This window comes from Serratia sp. 22278, assembly GCF_052045405.1.
Classification (GTDB): Bacteria; Pseudomonadota; Gammaproteobacteria; order Enterobacterales; family Enterobacteriaceae; genus Serratia; species Serratia marcescens.
In genome coordinates, this window is record NZ_JBQEOW010000001.1 from 123545 (window position 1) to 144101 (window position 20557).

Genomic DNA, 20557 nt, shown 5'->3' on the forward strand with positions numbered 1-20557 from the left:
TTGAATTTTGGGGAATTTCACTGTCCCATTTTTTATATTAGTATACATTTTACTGCGATTATCCGAGTTGCTATGGCGAGAGAGTTTTATGCGGTATGGCCATGTGCTTATGACAAGTCGCTGTTATTAATAAAAAATTAAAGTTTAAACTCGCCTCCGCACTGATTTTTACCGGTGCTGGGCATCACAGTTTATTTATCCTGCTCATAATAGCTTTGCTCTTATCAACGGCAGATAAACGTTCTCGATAATTGCAAACAGAGCCCATGTTTTGAGACGGCGCAGCAAGCGACAGACAGTTTGATAAGGTTACAGAGACGCTGCCACGGTTGGCGCGCATAGTAGCTTTGCAGATACATTTACTTGAAAGTGATGATAATTTGATGGCAAAACGACAATTGAAAGCGATATCACTATTGATATCGATTAGCGTAATCAGTGGATGCACTGTTTTTCCTGGAACCCATTTATCGACCAGCGGAAAAGACGTCGTAAAACAAGAAGATGCTGACTTCGATATCGATAAACTGGTCAACATTTACCCTATGACACCGAAGCTGTTGGACTCAATGCGTCCGACACAGGTGGTTGCTCAGTCGAATGCGCAGCTGGATGCATCGTTGCGTACGTATGAGTACCGGATCGGGATCGGCGACGTCCTTAACGTTACCGTCTGGGATCACCCTGAGCTGACCACGCCTGCGGGGCAATACCGCAGCGCCAGCGACACAGGCAACTGGGTACACTCCGACGGCACGATCTTCTATCCTTATATCGGTAAGGTAAACGTGGTGGGTAAAACCGTTACCCAAATCCGCGATCAAATCGCCTCCCGTTTGGCTCAGTACATCGAAAGCCCGCAGGTTGACGTCAATATTGCCGCTTTCCGCTCGCAAAAAGCTTACGTGACGGGCGAAGTTACCAAATCCGGACAGCAGCCGATCACCAACGTACCTTTAACTGTGATGGATGCGATTAACGCCGCTGGCGGTCTGACTGAAAATGCCGACTGGCGCAACATCGTTCTCACGCACAATGGAAAAGAGCAGAGTCTGTCGCTGCAAAAGCTGATGCAGAATGGCGATCTGACCCAAAACCGCCTGCTTTATCCTGGGGATATTCTGTATATTCCGCGCAACGACGATCTTAAAGTGTTTGTTATGGGTGAAGTTAAGACCCCTGCGACGCTTAAAATGGATCGCAGCGGCATGACGTTGACGGAAGCGTTGGGGAATTCTCAAGGGATAAGCCAAGCTGCGGCCGATGCGACCGGCGTGTTCGTTATCCGGCCATTGCACGGAACGCAGGGCGACAAGCTGGCTAATATTTATCAGCTCAATATGTCCGATGCGACAGCATTGGTAATGGGGGCTGAATTCCATCTGCAACCGTATGACATTGTTTACGTGACGGCAGCGCCAATCGCGCGTTGGAACCGTCTGATCGTTCAGTTGGCACCAACCATCGATAGCTTCAACAATCTCACGGAAGGCTCACTGCGTATCCGCAACTGGCCGTAGTAGGGGGGTTAGCCATGTTTGATTCTATCTTGGTTGTCTGTGTAGGTAATATTTGCCGCTCCCCCACGGGGGAGCGTCTCTTGAAGCGGCATCTGCCGGAAAAAGAGATCGCTTCCGCAGGCATCGGCGCCTTGGTTGGCAAAACTGCGGACAAGAGCGCTATTTCCATTGCGGAAAAACATCAGCTGTCGTTAGAGGGCCATGAAGCCAGACAGTTGACGAAAGAAATGTGCCGGGAATATTCATTGATTCTGGTTATGGAGAAAGGGCATATCGATGCCGTTTGCCGTTTGGCTCCGGAGGTCAGAGGCAAAACCATGCTTTTCGCCCATTGGTTGGGACAGAAAGAAATTCCCGATCCCTACAGAAAGAGCGCTGAAGCGTTTGAGTTTGTTTACCGCCTTCTTGATGATGCAGCCCAAAAATGGGCCCAGGCATTAAATCGTTAACCAGAGATTACAATGACTGATAATACGAAACCAGGCTTATCAACAGCCAATAATCATGATGAGATTGATCTAAGTCGCTTGTTGGGAACTTTAATTGATCACCGCTGGCTCATCATCGGGATTACTGCGTTATTCTCTGTTGCCGGGATCATTTATTCACTGTTCGCGACTCCGATATATCAAGCTGACGCGATGGTTCAGGTTGAACAAAACGTCGGTAACTCGTTGGTCAACGACCTATCCCAAATGCTGCCGAACAGTCAACCGGGCTCTTCCACGGAGATCGAGCTGATAAAGTCACGCATGGTGACGGGCAAGACTGTCGATGATCTGAACCTTGAAACGGTGGTGCAGCAAAAATACTTCCCGGTATTTGGTCGCGGCTGGGCCCGCTTGACGGGAACCGAACCTGCCAAAATTGCGTTGTCCCGCCTCAATGTGCCAGCCAACTCAGACGATCTTGAGCTGGAATTGACGGTGATCGATGCAAAGAACTATGTGTTGAGCAATAACGGCACCGAGATTATCAAAGGGAAAGTCGGTGCGCTGGAAAGCGGCCATGGGGTTTCCTTGCTGGTAAGCGATATTTCAGCGGAGCCAGGCACCGTATTTGAAGTCGCCAAGTTGGCGCGACTGGTTGCGACCAATAATCTGTTGGATGCATTGACCGTTGAAGACAAAGGCAAAGATACCGGCGTTTTGGCGTTGAGCTTGACCGGTGACGATCCGATATTAGTGCGAAACATTCTTGACAGCATCAGCAAAAATTATCTGTTGCAGAACGTCGAGCGTAAATCGGAAGAGGCCGCTAAAAGCCTGGATTTCTTGAAAGAACAACTGCCGGAAGTTCGCAGCTCGCTGGATAGCGCCGAAGATAAGCTCAACCGTTTCCGTCAGGCGAATGATTCTGTCGATCTGTCACTTGAAGCGAAGTCTGTTCTTGATACGATCGTGGGGGTTGAGGCTCAACTGAATGAGCTAACGTTTAAAGAAGCGGAAATCTCCAAACTTTATACCAAAGAACACCCCGCTTATCGTGCACTGATGGAAAAACGCGCTACGCTGCAGCAAGAAAAAGACAAGCTGAACAAGCGTGTCAGCGTCATGCCGAAAACCCAGCAGGAAATTTTGCGCTTGACCCGTGATGTGCAGGCCGGGCAAGAGATTTACATGCAGTTGCTGAATAAACAGCAAGAGCTGGGGATTACTAAAGCGAGCACGGTTGGTAACGTGCGAATCGTGGATCCTGCCGTTACGCAGCCTCGTCCGGTTAAACCGCAAAAAACCATTATCGTACTGATAGTCACGTTGCTTGGTGGCTTGTTCTCGACGGGTTTTGTATTGCTTAAAACCATGCTGCATCGCGGCATCGAAAGCCCGGAACAGCTGGAACAGCAAGGGATCAACGTTTACGCCAGTATTCCGCTGTCTGAATGGCAGCAAAAAAGCGACCGCGAAACCATGCTGTCCGGCAAGCGCAATAGCAACAGGAGTTACACCCTGCTTGCCGTGGGCAATCCGGCCGATCTGGCGATCGAAGCCGTTAGAAGCCTGCGTACCAGCCTGCATTTTGCCTCCTTGGAGGCCAAAAATAACGTTCTAATGATTTCGGGCGCCAGCCCAAGCATCGGTAAAACGTTTGTCAGTATCAACTTGGCAGCCGTTATCGCTCAGGCGGGGCAACGTATTCTGGTCGTGGACGCCGATATGCGTAAAGGCTACGCCCACTCACTGTTAAACTGTGAATTGGGCGTAGGGCTGTCTGATGTATTGTCAGGACAAGCGACAGCGCAGCAAGCGGTCAAAAAGACCTCGATTGAGAATCTTAGCTTTATCTCGCGTGGCAAGATCCCACCGAACCCGTCAGAGCTGTTGATGCACAACCGCCTGACGGAATTCCTGGAATGGGCGGGCAAAGAGTATGACATCGTTCTGGTCGATACCCCGCCGATCCTGGCGGTGACGGATGCCGCGATTGTCGCACGCAATGTAGGCACTACCTTGTTGGTCGCGCGTTATGGCGTGAACTCGCTGAAAGAGATCGAAGTGAGTATTCGTCGCTTCGAGCAAAACGGCATGGAAATTAAAGGTATTATCCTTAACGCCGTAGAAAATAAATCGGGTAGCGCCTACGGCTACTACGCTTACGAGTATAAATAAATCCCCTTCTAAGAAAAAGCTCCTCGTAATGAGGAGCTTTCTGATTCATTCAAAGTAATTAGTAAAATCCAATTTCGGAGAGAATAAATGAGTAATCTTGCAATTATTCCGGCAAGGGGTGGGTCTAAGGGTATTCCCAAGAAAAATATTAAAGAAATTGCAGGTAAACCATTAATTGCCTGGAGCATAGAGCAGGCACTAAATTCTTCGAGTATTGAGCGCGTTATTGTTTCAACAGATTGTGAGGATATTGCTGCTGTAGCCAGGGAATATGGCGCAGAAGTGCCGTTCATGCGCCCAGCTCATCTCGCGAACGATACCGCCGCGACGGAACCTGCACTTTTGCATACCCTGGAATGGTTGGCTGAACATGAGAATTACCATCCAGACTATACCGTCTTGCTGCAGGCAACCTCTCCTGTACGTAAAGATGATGCGATTGATTCTGCAATCAAAAAGATTATCGAAAAAAAAGCCGATTCATTACTGAGTGTATGTGAGTTTTGGCATTTCCTGTGGGAAAACGAAGACAATCCGAAAGCTTATTACGATTATTTAAACCGTCCGCGTCGGCAAGATATTAAGCCTGAAAATATCAAACTCAAAGAAAACGGTTCTATTTACGTTACGAGAAGTGACATTCTCCTCAGCACCGGTAATCGTCTTGGCGGTAAAGTCATTGCGCATAAGATGTCTGAAGAGGAAAGCTTTGAAATTGACACCCTGCTGGATTGGGCGGTTGTTGAAGTAATTTTGAAAAATTGGAGTGGGAGATAATTCATGTTAATCCAGAAAAAGATATCTGATTTTTTAGTGTTTGAAACAGAATCAATCATTAAAGCATTAGAAAAAATCAACTCGAACAAAAAGCGAATCATTTTTGTTGTCACTGAAGACGGCAAGCTGTGCGGCTCTTTTTCTGACGGTGATTTCCGCCGCTGGATCACTAATGGTGATTTCGATCTGAGTCGCGAAATGTCAGAAGTGATGAACCAGAACGTTCGCTATAAAAAAGTGGACGCGCCACGTAACGAGATTGACTCACTGTTTACGAATGGCGTTGACGTATTGCCGCTGGTTGATGACTATCGGCGTCTGGTCGCTGTGGCGCTGCAAAGCGAAAAAGGCCTGACGATCGGCAAGCACACCATCACTGAAACTTCGCCGACTTACATTATTGCTGAAATTGGCAACAACCATAATGGCGACATCAAGTTGGCTAAGCATCTGGTTGACCTGGCGGTTGACGCGGGGGCCGATTGCGTTAAATTCCAAATGCGTGACCTGAGCTCGCTATATAAGGGCGGCAACGATAAAGACAAATCAGCCGATCTTGGCGCGCAGTACACGCTGGATTTGCTAAGAAAATTCCAGTTGAGCAATGAAGAACTGATCGAAGTGTTCGATTACTGCAAGGAGAAGGGGTTGACCCCGCTCTGTACCCCTTGGGATCTGAAGAGCCTTGAAATACTGGAAAACTACGGTATGGAAGGTTATAAGGTCGCTTCCGCCGACTTCACCAACCACGAAATGTTGGCCGCGCTGGCTGCTACAGGCAAACCGCTGATTTGTTCTACCGGCATGTGCAGCGAAGCGGAAATCAAAAGCTCGGTTGATTTTTTGAAATCCAAAGGCGCCGAGTTTGTGATTCTGCATTGCAACTCAACGTATCCGACGCCGTTTAAAGACGTCAACCTGGCCTATATCAAGCGTCTGCAGCAGGTAACGGGTTGCCTGGTGGGCTATTCCGGCCATGAGCGCGGTATTTCCGTGCCGATCGCCGTTACTGCCTTGGGCGCACGCGTGATCGAGAAACACTTCACCATCGACAAATCTATGGAAGGCAATGACCATAAAGTGTCTCTTTTACCACCTGAGTTCAAAGAGATGGTTGTGCGCATCCGCGAAGTTGAAGAGTCCATGGGCAATGCCGGCGAGCGTACTATCACCCAAGGGGAAATGATCAATCGCGAAACTCTGGCGAAGAGTTTGATTATCAATCGCGATCTGAAAAAAGGCGAAATCATTACCCGCGAGATGGTAGAGGTGAAGAGCCCGGGCCAGGGTCTGCAGCCTCTGTATCTGGAGCAATTGGTCGGCAAGAAAGCCAATCGTGACCACGAAAAAGGCGGTTACTTCTACGAGTCAGATCTGAATGATGTAGCGATAGAGGCTAAGGACTATGACTTCAATCGTCCGTTCGGCATTCCTGTGCGCTATCACGATTACGGCAAGCTGAAGAATAAATCCAACCTGGATTTCGTCGAATTCCACCTGAGCTATCAGGACATGGAGCTGGATTTGACCGAATTCTTCTCCGGCGCTGAAGATATCGGTTTTGCGGTACATAGCCCAGAGTTGTTCGCCAACGATCATATTTTGGACTTGGCAACGGATGATCCTGCTTATCTTGCCCATTCGATCAAACAGTTGCAGCGTGTCTGTGATGTGACTCGCGCATTAAAGCAGTATTTCCCGAAAACTGAGCGTCCGGTCATCGTGGTGAATGCGGGGGGTTTCAATACCACCGGTTTCTTGCCGAAAGAGTCGCGTCAGGCGATGTACGAACGTATTGGTGCCGCTTTGGGGGAGATCAATCAAGAAGGCGTTGAAATTATCATCCAAACGATGCCTCCATTCCCATGGCACTTTGGTGGCCAGAGCTACCACAACCTCTTTGTCGATCCGGACGAGATTAAAGCGTTCTGTGAAAAATACGGCTATCGTATTTGCTATGATACGTCGCACTCCATGATGGCTTGCAATTATTACCAATGGGATCTTCATGACTTCACCCAGAAAGTCGGCCCTTATACCGCGCACATGCATATTGTTGATGCACTGGGTGTGGATGGTGAAGGGGTTCAGATCGGTAAAGGTGATGTGAACTTTGACGAGCTGGCGGATGATCTGCGCCGCTATGCGCCGGGCGCGCAATTTATTCCGGAAGTGTGGCAGGGGCACAAAAACCAAGGGGAAGGGTTCTGGCATGCGCTTAACTTCCTGGAAAAGTATCTGTAAATGAGTAAAGCCATTATGGGGGCTGCGGCTTTGTCGATAGGGGATATTCTCGGCAAAGTCATCGGCTTCATCATATTGCCTTATTTGACAGCACACCTTGGCGCGTCGGGGTACGGCGCGCTGACTCTGTATTTGTCCGTTATTCAGATCTTGATCATTTTCATTTCGTTCAGTGGTCAAGGTCTGTTGCCGGTCAAATATATGCAGGAGGGGGAAGGGAGCTCCCTGGTGTTCCGCAGAGATAACATCACCTTGGCTGTCGCGTCGAGCGTGCTATTGGTGGCTATATTCTACATAGTCACACTGGTCACCAAGATCTCAGTTTCTTTTAGTGATGGTTTTCTGGTTGTTTTAGCGTCTCTGGCACAAGCGCTGAACTTTATCAATTTATCGCATTTGCGCATTAGTCAGACCTATAAAGTTGCGGCTATCGGTCAATTTTTGCTTTCCGCATTCAATGTTTTGTTCACGATCGCCCTTTTTGAAATGATAGCGGCGACGCCAGGACAACGTTTGATAGCGATCGCGGCATCATTTTTCAGCATTCAGTTAGCCTATGAGTTCTTTGTCTACCGGAAGAGAGCGGTTAAACGCAGCGAGCTCGAGCCGTCGCGTAAACGTTATAAGGAAATCATTAGCTATGGAGTATCCTTATTACCGCATCACGGTAGTTATTGGATTAAGTCATCGGTAGATCGGTTCTTTATCGCTCATTACATGAGCACTGCTGTTGTGGGGGTTTATGGCTTGGCATTCCAGCTAACCTCCATCGTTATGCTTTTTTTTGGTGTAATCAATCAGGCGTTCCAGCCATTTATTTACCGCAAACTTAAAGCGAACGATTTTCGAGGCGTGGAGCTTATTCAATATGGATACACGGCTCTGGTTATTGTCTCATGTGTTATTTATTTCTTCATTCTGCCGTTTGCTTTTCCATATTTATTTAATGCTGAATTCAATAGCGCAATTTATTACTTCAACATACTTTTGCCTGGAACTGCATTTTTATCGATTTATTATATTTTTACGCACTCACTGTTTTACTATCGTAAAAATAAATTAATATCGATTATTACTATGGGCTCGATGATTACGCATTTGATTGGTATCTTTGTCATCACCATGACGGAAATAAAAGTTGAGTATTTCTGCCTGGTTTATGCAATTTCCAGTTTTTATGCATGTGCAGTGACTTTTTATTGTGGCAAGCGACAGATCGGCATTGAGAGGAAAAGATGCTAGCAAGTCTTAAACGATGGTTGCGAAACTTACGTAAGCAGCGTTATCGCTCAAAAGTTATCAGAGTGGCTGAAAGCTGCGGCCGCGATCCGAAAGTCAATTTTTTAACTGTGGTTAATAACAAAACCCGGCTTGGCAACAACTTCAACTCTAATGGCTTGACGGTGGTCGGCAAGGGCAGGGTTGTTATTGGTGATAATTTCCATTGTGGTTTTGGCTGCGTGCTAATTACAGAAAATCATAATCATCATGGAAACGCTATTCCCTACGATAATACTTATGTGCTGAAGGACACGCACATAGGAGATAATGTGTGGTTAGGAATCAATGTCATTGTTCTTCCTGGCGTCAGCATTGGTGAGGGGGCGATTATCCAAGCCGGCAGCGTGGTGGTTAAAAATATAGAGCCTTACGCTATAGCCGGTGGCCATCCTGCCAAACCCTTTTCGCAACGTGATGTTGCTCATTATCTGCAGCTTAAAGCTGAAGGCAAATTCCATTGAACGGCAACTAAACATTCATGCCCGTAGCTTAATCGGATATTAGAAATATGAGTAAGTACATTGCGTATATCGAGTCACCGCTTCAGGCTTTTAATCTCATTGAATATCTTGATGCGAATGACATCATGCTCGATCTGCTGATTGTCAATAAGCGCTCGGCCAATTCCGCGTTGAATCATGGGCAGATCGTGTATCTGCTGAAGATGATTAAGCATCGCTCCTTGAAAACCATTGATGCTGAGGGGAATTTGGGCAATGCTTTTGACATTAAGCGGCAATTGAAGAGCGCGACTTCAGTAGTGAGTGCGAAGGAAACTGTCACTTTGATCGCCGGTGAGTACCGCGCCAGAGTTTTTTGGATTTTGGCGCATAAGTACCCAAAAAGGGATGTAGTTCTACTGGATGACGGTACGGCAACGCTCAGAATTAAACGTTACAATAATGTCACTACTCGGAGCATCGTAAAGTCGGTTTTCCTTAAGTCACTTGGCATGACCAATAATGAGCGCGAAAAAATAACCTTTTTCTCTGTGTATGACATTGAAGGCAATGTTTCAAAACGCGATGTGGTCATTAAACACAGTTACCAAAACTTTAAGGCTAAACTGGCCAGCCTTCCTGATGGCAAGAACAGAGTCTTCATTATAGGCACGCCGCTTTTTGAGGCGGGGGTAACGTCTGTTGATGATATTGATTTGACGCTTAAAATGATAAGCGATTTAAAGTCAAACCAGACTGATGCCGAACTGGTTTATATTCCTCATCGCCGCGAACGTGAAGAGAAAATAGAGGAAATCAGAAAGCATGTAGAGGTTCGTCGCTTGGACTTTCCCTTTGAGGTTTATCCGATTGTGGCTGGGGAGAACGTCAGGTCTATAGCCGGTTTTTATTCATCATTGTATGATAATCTTGTAAAGATATACGATGAAAAAATAAAAATAACCGCTTATGTTCTCGATGAGAAAGTTTTGTCGCCAGAGTGGGTCGGATTCGTCGGCGCAATTTATAAAAACTATGAGAGTTATGAAAACGCGGACATTACGCTGATTAAAAACAAACTTTAATCTTATAAATTATATTTTGGTGATGGGAATGAAGATTGCTTTAATTAACACGCTTTATGCTCCTTATAAAATAGGTGGTGCTGAGGTATCAGTCCAACTATTGGCTGAAAGTTTGCAACGGGCCGGGCATGAGGTTGGTGTATTTTGTCTTCATGAACTTGATGAGGTAAAGTATGACACTCTTAATGGCGTGCATATTGCCTATTTACCTCTCAAGAATGTGTACTGGCCGTTCAAGGCATCAGCTGCAAGCAAATTAAAAAAAGCGGTGTGGCACCTACTCGATTCTTATAATCCATTTATGGCTCGAGCCATGCGCAACGAGCTACGCAAGTTTTCTCCGGATGTGGTGCATACCAACAACCTCAGCGGGTTTTCCGTTGCTGCGTGGCGAGTGGCCAAGAAGTTGGGGGCGCGCGTGGTGCATACGACTCGCGATTATTATCTATTCCACCCCAATGGCACGTTGTTTAAACATGGCCAAAATATGGATGTACAGTCGCCTGCAGTGCGCATCACCTCTTATCTAAAGAAAAAAGCCAGTCAGCGCGTGGATGCTTTTGTTGGTATAAGTAAATATATTTCCGCCTTGCATCAGCGAAATGGATTTGCTCGCAACGCGGTGCATACGCATATCTACAACCCTGTCGCGGCGATAGACTACGTACCGACCGTCAGCGAAAAGGTCAGGATCGGTTTTGTCGGTCGTCTCACCGAAGACAAAGGGTTTGATGAGTTTTGTGCTCTGGCAAAACAGGCCAGCGGCGATCCCCTGGTTGCATTCTACGCCGCCGGCAGATTCAACGGTGACGCTTCTGGCGAGAAGTTGAAGGGGTTGGCGTTGGAAGCAGGCATTCATTTGCTTGGCTTTATCAAGATTGAAGAGTTTATGACGCAGATTGACGCCGTTGTTCTACCGACGCGGTGGAATGAACCCTTTGGGCGGACAGTTGCGGAATCAGCCATCTCTGGTAAGGTTGTGTATACGTCTTTCAATGGTGGAGTGGCTGAAATCGCCGCTTTTTACGACAACATTTTCGAGCTAAAAGATTTTTCTGTCGCTAGTGTGGTAAGCGTCGTTAGAGAAAATAACAATAAATCGCGTCGTTCGTTTTTTGAACTGGAAAAAATAACCGATGCCTATGAGAGTGTGTATAGAGGGTCATAATGAGAGTATCGACAAAGTCGCTGGTTGTTTTTCTTTTGCTGACGTACATGGCATTGCTCTCATTGAACGGCGTCGTGACCGTCGCTGCGTATATGTCGACCAGGGCACTTTTGTTATATAAAGATTTTTTTGCCATGGCAGTTCCAGTTTTCGTACTAATACTACTTTTTGCGCGTAATCCTACCGTGTCAAAACAGTGTAGAAGCGTATTGGTCTTTTTCTTGTCAATGGTAGTCTTCTCGTTAGTTTATATTCTTTTTAGTATGATTGCCGGAAGATTTGATTTCTTCCGTTCTATAGTTCAGTTTCGCTTAGAGTTGCTTACATTCGGTTCTTTTTTCTTCGCGGCCGTTTTACTTCTTTTTGAATATAATGAACGTGTCGAAATTGTTAATAAAATCATCAAGTACTATATTTTCTTTGCCGTATTGAATGCGCTTTTTGCAGTCGCCGAATCCAGCTTGGCAGGCCTGCTTTATGCGCTAATCGGTTTTGACCCAGGCCCGCAGTTGACACAGTTTGGTAAAGAATATGGTCTTCTGCTGCGCACTATCCAAGGTCAATTACGTGCTTTTGGTTTGCTCACCGGGCCATTCAGCCTCAGTGAATATCTGTTCTTTGCACTGGTGTTATCGCCTTATGTAAGCGTAAAACATCGCAAAAAGTATATTCTTCTCACTATGGTAGGGATCGCATTTTCAACATCGAAAACGGCGATCATTATGGCGCTGCTTTATATCATGTTCCTGATGTTGAGACGCTTTTTCTCTCAACGTTTTAGCCTGAACTCAGTTACCATGGTAACGATGGTCTTGTCACTGTTCTTTTATATTACGACAACCAATTACAGTATTTATGAGATGATATTTCCGAAGGAGAATGCTTACGCGGAGAACAGCATTTTACTTCGTACAGTCAATATAGAGGCCGTGCGAGCTGACAGTGAATATTCGCCATTTATCGGTGCTGGGTATGCTGTGAATGGCAACGCAGTGATTGGTGATGACAATACGAACTCAATCCCGCTTGACAGTATGTATATCTACATGTTGTCGAATTACGGGAATGTCGGCATCATTATTCTTGTTATCGTTGCGTCGGTTATTCTTGGCATTCTTTATCAACGTACTCGTCTTGGCCTTAACCCCAGTATTTACCTATACTGGATGATCTCGCTATCGATGAACTTTGTTTATAATAACCCGTTGACAAACTATCCAGGCTACATATTCCCAATTATTATCTCAATCTTGTTATTGTCGATTAGAACGCCCGAGACGGGGGCCGTGAGTCGGTCAAAGAAGAATGTAGGCTATATTCAATCGCTACATTGACGCGATATTATTTAAAGTTACGAGGTAATTAATGATCTATGTCAATGCGCGATTTTTAACGCAGGATTTGACAGGTGTTCAGCGGTTTGCTCAAGAAACATGTCTTGCGCTGAGTAAAATTAGGCATGATGTCATTTTTGTATCGCCACCTAATATTATTCATCACGATATCGCGTCGCAATTGAATGTTCAGGTAGTGGGTAAGAAAAGTGGCCACTTTTGGGAGCAGTTGGAGCTTCCTGCTTTTTTAAGGAAAAAGAAAAGTCCGCTTCTCATTAACCTTTGTAATACGGCACCGATCTTTTATCGTAATAAAATTGTTACTCATCACGACATTATATATAAACGCTATCCGCAAAGTTACTCTGCAAAATTTCGTTTTGTTTATAATAATCTAGTCCCTCTGATGCTACGTCACAGTAAGGCGTTGATCACGGTTAGTGAGTTTTCTAAAAAAGAAATTAGCCAGGCGTTTGACTACCCATTAAACAATATTTACGTAATCTATAATGCGGTCTCTGAGCAGTTTAAACCTGCTGCGCCAGTATCCGATACAGAGCGCCCCTATTTATTGGCTGTTTCGTCTCCAAATTATCACAAAAACTTTCATGGTCTGATTGCCGCTTTCTCTAAAATGGCAAACAGCCAGGATGTAACACTGAAAATCATTGGAGCCGCCAATAAGAACTTCGCGGATGTGGGGGTTTCGACAAAAGAAGCTGCGGCGAACGATAACATACAGTTTTTGGGGCGGGTGAGCGATCAACAGCTTGTCGAACTCTATTCTCATGCTCGTGCCTTTGTGTTTCCTTCTTTATATGAAGGGTTTGGCATTCCTCCGTTAGAAGCACAGGCCTGTGGCTGCGCGGTAGTATCGTCCAATCGCGCTTCTTTGCCCGAGGTGTTGTTGCAGAGTGCATTGTACTTTGAGCCAGAGAATATCCCGGAAATGCAACAGGCACTGGAGCGGATTATACAGGATGAAGCGTTGCGCCAAACTTTAATCGCTGAGGGTTTTGAGAATGTCAAACGTTTCGATTGGATGCGTTCGGCTGCAGCGTTGAGCGAGATAATGACGAGAGCTATGTAATGAAAAAAAAAGTGCTGCATGTTGCCGAAACAGTGAAAGGTGGCGTCGCTACGGTAATTAGACAACTTGTACAGCAAAATGATGAATTTGATTTTTACTGTGTGTTGCCCGATAGCCAATACCGCGAGATCGGGGCTTTCCCTGATGAAAAAATGAAGGTATTTTCGCGCACCGGGAGAAATATCCCTTCATTTATCTCTTTGGCTATTAACTATATCCAGTTAGTGCGTAAAGAAAAACCGGATGTCATTCACGTCCACAGTACTTTTGCAGGGGTTGTTTGCCGGTTGTTAACGCCATTGGTAAGAATGACGTGCAAACCCAAAATTATTTATTGCCCACATGCTTTTTCTTTCCTGATGGACACATCAGAAAAGAAAAAAAAGGTCTATGCCAAGATAGAGAAAGTACTGCAAAAGAATACCGATGTGATCATCTGTACCAGCGAATATGAGAAAAGAACGGCACTGATGGCCGGAATGGATCCGGGCAATTTGACCGTGGTTTATAACGGCGTAGAGCCTCCTGTCGCGTTGTCCGATGAGACTAACCCTTATCATCAAGATAAAATCAATATATTGTTTGTTGGCCGCTTTGATTACCAAAAAGGATTTGATTTGGTTCAGCAGATTGCCGATAAACTGGATGACAGATTTTTAATCACGATCGTCGGCGGCAATGTGCATGCGAAAGAACAACCTGCGCCTCATGTCCGAATGGACTTTAAAGGCTGGTTGACGCCTTCAGCGATGGCTCCTTATTTCACTTATGCGGATGTGTTGTTGATGCCAAGCCGCTGGGAATCGTTCGGCCTTGTCGCCGTTGAGGCAGAGAGCTATGGGTTGCCTGTGGTCGCCAGCCGCTGCAGTTCATTGCCGGAGGTGGTGAATGAAGGTGTTACGGGCTATCTGTTTACGACCAATGCAGCTGATGAGGCCGCTGAAATACTGAGTACTCGCGACAAGCGCGATTGGGGTGCAATGAAAGCAGACTGTGTCGATTTCTACAATGCTAATTTCACTTCAGAAAAAATGGTATCCAATACCTACCGTCTTTACAGATAATCGATACATCCACGTTTTTTGGAATGAAAATAAATTTTTTTCCTATTATATTTAATCGGTGAGAGTAAAAATGAGTAACCTTTATCCTGTTATTATGGCTGGGGGAACAGGAAGTCGCCTGTGGCCGCTTTCTCGTGAATTATTTCCCAAACAGTTTTTAGCACTGTGCAACGAGTTTTCCATGTTGCAAACAACGGTCATGCGGCTTAAAGGGTTAGACATTATTGATCCTCTTGTTATATGTAACGAAGAGCATCGTTTTATCGTGGCTGAACAGCTACGACAAATAACGCGTTTGTCACATAATATTATTCTGGAGCCGGTAGGGCGTAATACCGCGCCGGCGATTGCGCTCGCCGCTTTGCAGGCCGTTTCCAGCGGTGACGATCCGCTGATGTTGGTATTGGCCGCGGATCACGTCATTCAGGACGAAGAGATTTTCCGCGACGCGGTGAATCAGGCTATTCCTTATGCTGAAGCGGGTAAACTGGCTACTTTCGGCATAGTACCGACGGGCCCGGAAACGGGCTATGGGTATATTCAAAAAGGTGCCAGCATCGACGGTTCCAGTATTTGCGGCGTTTCGCGGTTCGTTGAAAAACCTGATCTTGATACTGCGCAGCAGTATCTGACCAGCGGTGAATATCTCTGGAATAGCGGTATGTTCTTGTTCAAAGCCAGCCGTTACCTGGAAGAATTGGGGCGCTTCCGCCCAGATATTTTGGACGCGTGTAAGCTGTCGCTCGCGCATCTGACCCCTGATATGGACTTTATCCGCGTTGATCGAAACGCTTTCATCGCCTGCCCGGATGAGTCTGTCGATTATGCCGTGATGGAACAGACTGCAGATGCTGTCGTCGTGCCTCTGGACGCGGGGTGGAATGACGTCGGATCATGGTCTGCGTTGTGGGAAATCAGCGAAAAAGACACAAAAGGGAACTCTACTTTCGGTGATGTTCTTGAGCATAACTGTTCAAATAACTACATTCGCGCGGAGCATAAATTGGTGGCCGCTGTTGGGGTGAACAATCTGGTTGTGGTTGAAACCAAAGACGCCGTGTTGATTGCCGATAAAGATAAAGTGCAAGACGTGAAGGAAATCGTCAATCAGCTGAAACGGCAAAAGCGCTCCGAAAGCAAACAGCACCGTGAGGTTTATCGTCCATGGGGCAAACATGATGCGATTGCGCAAGGCGATCGCTTCCAGGTTCGCCGCATTACCGTGAAGCCTGGTGAGAAATTGTCCTTGCAGATGCATCATCATCGCTCGGAACACTGGGTAGTGGTGTCAGGCACCGCCAAAGTGCATACCAATGGAAAAATGCAACTCATCAGTGAAAACGAATCCATTTATATCCCTCTTGGGGTTGAACATTCTCTCGAAAACCCGGGAAAAATCCCGTTGGATTTGATTGAGATTCAATCGGGTGCCTATTTGGGCGAGGACGATATCGTGCGAATCGGCGATTCCGCTCAGCATAATTAAGAATTTTGGTGCGGCGGATATTTGAGCCGCATCGCTGTATTTACATTTGGTAAGGATCTCAATATGTCTCAATCATTGACTTGTTTCAAAGCATACGACATTCGCGGGCAACTAGGTGAAGAACTGAACAGCGATATCGCCTATCGTGTCGGCCGTGCCTATGGAGAGTTTTTGCAACCTCAAAGCGTTGTCGTCGGGGGAGACATTCGTTTGACCAGCGAGGAACTAAAACTCGCGTTGGCTGAGGGGCTACGCGATGCTGGGGTTAATGTTCTGGATATTGGCGTCAGTGGGACTGAAGAAATCTATTTTGCCACTTTCCACTTAGGTCTCGATGGTGGCATCGAAGTGACGGCCAGCCATAATCCTATGAATTACAATGGAATGAAGCTGGTGCGCAGCCAAGCCAAGCCGATCAGCGGTGATACCGGTTTGCGCGATATTCAGCGCCTGGCGGAAAATAACAGCTTCGCTGCGGTTGATCCGGCCAAGCGCGGTAGCTACGAAAAAATATCGATTGAAAAAGAGTATGTGGATCATCTGCTGGGCTATGTGAATACGGCTAACTTCAAACCGTTGAAGCTGGTGGTCAACTCCGGTAACGGCGCGGCCGGTCACGTCATCGATGCTATCGAATCGCGTTTCAAGCAGCTTCAGGTGCCGGTTGAGTTTATCAAGGTTCATCACCAGCCTGACGGCAATTTCCCCAACGGGATCCCTAACCCGTTGCTGCCGGAATGTCGGGAAGATACGGCGCAAGCCGTGCGCCAGTATAAGGCGGATATGGGGATCGCGTTTGACGGTGATTTCGATCGCTGCTTCTTGTTCGATGAGAACGGTGGATTCATTGAAGGTTACTATATCGTTGGCCTGCTGGCCGAGGCGTTTCTGGAGAAAGACGGCGGGGCGAAAATCATCCATGACCCACGCTTGAGCTGGAACACCATTGATGTGGTCAAGCAGGCGGGCGGAGTGCCGGTGATGTCGAAAACTGGCCATGCATTCATTAAAGAACGTATGCGCCTGGAAGACGCCGTATACGGCGGCGAGATGAGTGCCCACCATTACTTCCGCGACTTTTCATATTGCGATAGCGGCATGATCCCATGGCTGTTGGTTGCGGAGTTGCTGTGCATTAAAAACAAGACGCTCGGGGAGTTGGTCGGGGATCGTATGATCGCGTATCCAGCATCGGGTGAAATTAATAGCAAACTGCAAAATCCAAAAGCCGCGATCGAAAGAGTATTAAATCGCTATCGGCCTACGGCGCTGGAATTTGACACGACCGATGGCATTAGTCTGGAATTTGCAGATTGGCGATTTAATTTACGCAGCTCGAATACTGAGCCGGTGGTGCGTTTGAACGTCGAGTCGCGAGCCAATCCTGCACTGATGCAGAAGAAAACAGAGGAAATACTGGCCTTGCTTCGAAGCTGATCTCTGGTTTTAAAGCTATATTCTAATGCTGGGCGGGCGGTATACGGCCCAGCATTGCGAAGTGATATAGGTACCAGAGAAAACTAACAAAAGGCATCTATACTATGATAGTTAATAGGCAGTTATCTATGAACGGTTTCCGTCGGGGTGTGTTGCATACTAATGCGTCTCTTACTTCAATGCTTCAGCGCTTCTCTGATATTTTCGTTATCTTTAGCGGATTGTACTTATCCTGCTTAATCTCCGGTGCCGCATTCAGCATGCAGCACTGGATTATGGTATTAATTTCGATCGTCATCTTCCAAATGATTGGTGGTATTACTGATTTTTATCGATCATGGCGTGGTGTGCGTGCGGGTCTGGAAATCCAGCTCATTTTGCAAAACTGGTCGTTGAGCCTGCTGTTGACGTCGGGCACGGTGGCGTTGATAAATGTGTTCAACAACGAATATTCCATTTATATCCAATGGTATCTGTTGGTGTGCTGCGGTTTGATCATTACGCGCAGCGTGATCCGGCTGCTCTTGGGATACATGCGCAATATTGGTTTCAATACCCGTAATGTGGCCATCATGGGGGCGATGCCCGTCGGCATTCGCCTGGCAGAGTCTTTGCGTGATGCTCACTGGATGGGATTTAAAGTGTTGGGCATTTACGACAATGATAATTCTCCATTGAACAGCAAGATTGAGCGCTGTGGCGACTTGTCTCAACTCGTCAGCGATGCAAAATGTGGGCGTATTGATCGGGTATATATCGCAATGTCGATGGAGCAGGAAAAATTGATCAAAGATACGATTGCGGATCTTTCTGATACGACCTGCTCAGTGATGCTGATTCCTGATATCTTTACGTTCAATATATTACAGTCGCGTTCTGAAGAAATTAATGGCGTCCCTGTCGTTTCATTGTTTGATACCCCGATGAGCGGGATTAATCAGGTGATTAAGCGTATTGAAGACATCATTCTGTCAATATTTATTCTGCTGTTCATATCTCCGGTTCTGTTGCTGATCGCCGGTATGGTTAAGTTTACCTCTACCGGCCCGATCATCTTCAAACAAAGGCGTTATGGCATGGATGGTAAGGCTATCGAGGTATGGAAGTTCCGTTCGATGACCGTGATGGAAGATGGCGATAAAGTCGTTCAAGCGAAAAAAGGGGACTCGCGTTTAACACCGGTCGGCGCCTTCTTGCGACGCACCTCGCTGGATGAACTGCCGCAGTTTGTCAATGTATTGAAAGGCGACATGTCGATCGTAGGTCCAAGGCCGCATGCCGTGGCACATAATGAGCAGTATAGAAAGTTGATCAACGGCTATATGCTGCGCCATAAAATGAAGCCAGGCATTACGGGATGGGCTCAAATCAATGGTTGGCGTGGCGAGACGGATACGTTGGAAAAAATGCAAAAGCGCGTTGAGTTCGATTTGGACTATATCCGTAACTGGAGCGTTTGGTTGGACATTAAAATCGTCTTCCTGACCATTTTCAAAGGATTCATTAATAAAGCGGCGTACTGAGGTTTTCTCCGAGCGTCGCGCCCGGGAAATGCGGATTTCCTGATCTCTGGGGTATTGAGACGATTCATTTTTCTTTTAAAACTGGAGGTCAGATGTTGACTAAATCAAGCCGTAAACGGATGCGTCGCCAGGGACCCGCCGCATCGCTGGCTCTCGCATTGCCGCTGATGTTCATCAGTGCGAATGCGTTGGCTTTCGAAGTCGGGGTGCATGCGCATTTTCGCTGGTATCCCAACGATCCGGATAAATATTTGGAGCTGATCAAGCGATACGGTTTCACGTCGTATCGTGCGGATTTTCCCTGGAGCGGGTTGGAACAGCAAAAAGGGCAGTATGTCATAACCGGCAATATGCAAAAGGCTGACCAAGCGTTTAATGATGCTCAGGCGAAATTCGGTCTGAATGGGTTATTAGTATTGGCGTACGGTAACAAGCTTTACGATCCATCGGGTTATCCAACCACCCCTGAGGCCATTCAGGCATTCGCCAATTATGCGTATTGGACAGCGTCTAAATACAAGGGCAAGATCAAGTATTACGAGATCTGGAACGAATGGACGAATGCCACTGCAATTAAGCCAAAGCCGCGGACGCCTCCGCCGCCGGAAGTTTTCGTCGCGCTGGTGAAAGCAACGGCGGCTGCGGTGAGAAAAGCCGATCCCAACGCAATTGTCATTACGGGAACGGCTAACCCAACAGGCACTCGCGATCCTTCCTGGGTTGATAACATCGTTAAACTCGGCGTGTTGAATTACGTTGATGGCTTCTCTATCCACCCTTACTCGTATGGCAACGATAATTACGCTATACGGGCCCCTGAGGGGAACCTCGGCGTCGTGGATAAATTTGAGGCCCGGCTTGCAAAGGCAGCAGGTAAGACGGTGCCGATTTATATCACGGAAATTGGCGTGCCAACCTATGACGGTAAAGGCGGGTTATCAAAAGATGTGGCCGCGCAATATGTGGTGAAATATACCTTCCTGGCCAAATCGCGTCCCTTTATTAAGGGGGTATGGTGGTACGATTTGCTCGATGATGGCGACAACCCGAAAATCAACGAACATCGATTTGGGTTGCTGACGCGGAACGGCCAACCGAAGCCGTCGATGCTGGCTTTAAGTCAGGTGGCAGATGTTGCGCGATCCTATTCCGTCGAAAAATATCAAGTGCTGCCGGGCGGGAAAATCTCCATAGCCCTGAAAGGCAATAATCAGCATGCGATGCTTTTCTGGCAGGAAAAACCGGTGAGCCAACCTGCAAGCGGCATTTCTTCAAGCCTGCGCAGTTTTATGTCTGCTGAAGCTCCGCAAAACCAAAGTGCCACACCGCTCAAAGAGGTTCAGGGGAATACGGCCGCACCCGATGGTGATGTACCGGTAATGATGCGCTCCAGTGCCCCTATAGCATCGCCTTGGTAGGCTATCGAGAGCGCCGTACGCGCCGTGAATAAAAAACCGCAAGCTTAATAAGCTTGCGGTTTTTTTTTATCCAGGATTAAG

At 46.9% G+C, this 20557-nt stretch carries 16 protein-coding genes; all 16 read left to right on the top strand.

The window, feature by feature from the left end; genetic code table 11:
• Positions 1 to 383: 383 nt before the first annotated feature.
• The 16 genes from ACTJJ6_RS00595 to ACTJJ6_RS00670 all read left to right on the top strand — a co-directional run bounded on the left by ACTJJ6_RS00595 (position 384) and on the right by ACTJJ6_RS00670 (position 20476).
• On the top strand, positions 384 to 1520 hold the full coding sequence (locus tag ACTJJ6_RS00595) for a polysaccharide export protein (RefSeq protein ID WP_016928434.1): 1137 nt from the start codon (positions 384 to 386) through the stop codon (positions 1518 to 1520).
• Between the two features lie 14 nt (positions 1521 to 1534).
• Positions 1535 to 1969 carry an arsenate reductase/protein-tyrosine-phosphatase family protein gene (locus ACTJJ6_RS00600; RefSeq protein WP_016928433.1) on the top strand — a complete coding sequence of 145 codons (435 nt, stop codon included), beginning with the start codon at positions 1535 to 1537 and terminating at the stop codon, positions 1967 to 1969.
• A gap of 12 nt (positions 1970 to 1981) precedes the next feature.
• Positions 1982 to 4129 (top strand): tyrosine-protein kinase Wzc, encoded by a 2148-nt coding sequence (gene wzc, locus ACTJJ6_RS00605; protein WP_028127952.1) that lies wholly within the window; start codon positions 1982 to 1984, stop codon positions 4127 to 4129.
• 87 nt (positions 4130 to 4216) lie between these two features.
• Positions 4217 to 4906: an acylneuraminate cytidylyltransferase family protein gene (locus ACTJJ6_RS00610; protein ID WP_016928431.1), complete on the top strand. Its 690-nt coding sequence runs from the start codon at positions 4217 to 4219 to the stop codon at positions 4904 to 4906.
• 3 nt (positions 4907 to 4909) lie between these two features.
• Positions 4910 to 7150 carry an N-acetylneuraminate synthase family protein gene (locus ACTJJ6_RS00615; RefSeq protein ID WP_016928430.1) on the top strand — a complete coding sequence of 747 codons (2241 nt, stop codon included), beginning with the start codon at positions 4910 to 4912 and terminating at the stop codon, positions 7148 to 7150.
• Positions 7151 to 8392 (top strand): oligosaccharide flippase family protein, encoded by a 1242-nt coding sequence (locus ACTJJ6_RS00620; protein WP_016928429.1) that lies wholly within the window; start codon positions 7151 to 7153, stop codon positions 8390 to 8392.
• Entirely contained in the window at positions 8386 to 8892 is a 507-nt protein-coding gene (locus ACTJJ6_RS00625; protein ID WP_071525944.1) for an acyltransferase, read from the top strand. The genes ACTJJ6_RS00620 and ACTJJ6_RS00625 overlap by 7 nt, the downstream gene beginning before the upstream one ends.
• A 47-nt stretch (positions 8893 to 8939) precedes the next feature.
• Positions 8940 to 9956, top strand: a complete 1017-nt coding sequence (locus tag ACTJJ6_RS00630; protein WP_016928427.1) for a hypothetical protein — start codon at positions 8940 to 8942, stop codon at positions 9954 to 9956.
• Positions 9957 to 9984: 28 nt separating this feature from the next.
• On the top strand, positions 9985 to 11124 hold the full coding sequence (locus tag ACTJJ6_RS00635) for a glycosyltransferase family 4 protein (protein WP_440801711.1): 1140 nt from the start codon (positions 9985 to 9987) through the stop codon (positions 11122 to 11124).
• A complete protein-coding gene (locus ACTJJ6_RS00640; RefSeq protein WP_016928424.1) occupies positions 11124 to 12458 on the top strand; it encodes an O-antigen ligase family protein in 1335 nt (444 codons plus the stop codon). Before ACTJJ6_RS00635 ends, ACTJJ6_RS00640 begins: the two co-directional genes overlap by 1 nt.
• Positions 12459 to 12489: 31 nt before the next feature.
• A complete protein-coding gene (locus ACTJJ6_RS00645; protein WP_440801714.1) occupies positions 12490 to 13548 on the top strand; it encodes a glycosyltransferase family 4 protein in 1059 nt (352 codons plus the stop codon).
• A complete protein-coding gene (locus tag ACTJJ6_RS00650; protein ID WP_049299818.1) occupies positions 13548 to 14612 on the top strand; it encodes a glycosyltransferase family 4 protein in 1065 nt (354 codons plus the stop codon). The genes ACTJJ6_RS00645 and ACTJJ6_RS00650 overlap by 1 nt, the downstream gene beginning before the upstream one ends.
• A gap of 70 nt (positions 14613 to 14682) precedes the next feature.
• Complete coding sequence (locus ACTJJ6_RS00655; RefSeq protein ID WP_318669911.1) at positions 14683 to 16098, top strand: mannose-1-phosphate guanylyltransferase/mannose-6-phosphate isomerase; 1416 nt, start codon at positions 14683 to 14685, stop codon at positions 16096 to 16098.
• Positions 16099 to 16161: 63 nt separating this feature from the next.
• The gene (gene cpsG, locus ACTJJ6_RS00660; RefSeq protein WP_028127956.1) at positions 16162 to 17535 is read left to right on the top strand and encodes a phosphomannomutase CpsG; all 1374 of its coding nucleotides are present in this window, start codon (positions 16162 to 16164) and stop codon (positions 17533 to 17535) included.
• A gap of 128 nt (positions 17536 to 17663) precedes the next feature.
• Complete coding sequence (gene wcaJ, locus ACTJJ6_RS00665) at positions 17664 to 19058, top strand: undecaprenyl-phosphate glucose phosphotransferase (protein WP_049299854.1); 1395 nt, start codon at positions 17664 to 17666, stop codon at positions 19056 to 19058.
• 92 nt (positions 19059 to 19150) lie between these two features.
• A complete protein-coding gene (locus ACTJJ6_RS00670; protein ID WP_050487525.1) occupies positions 19151 to 20476 on the top strand; it encodes a cellulase family glycosylhydrolase in 1326 nt (441 codons plus the stop codon).
• Positions 20477 to 20557 lie beyond the last annotated feature (81 nt).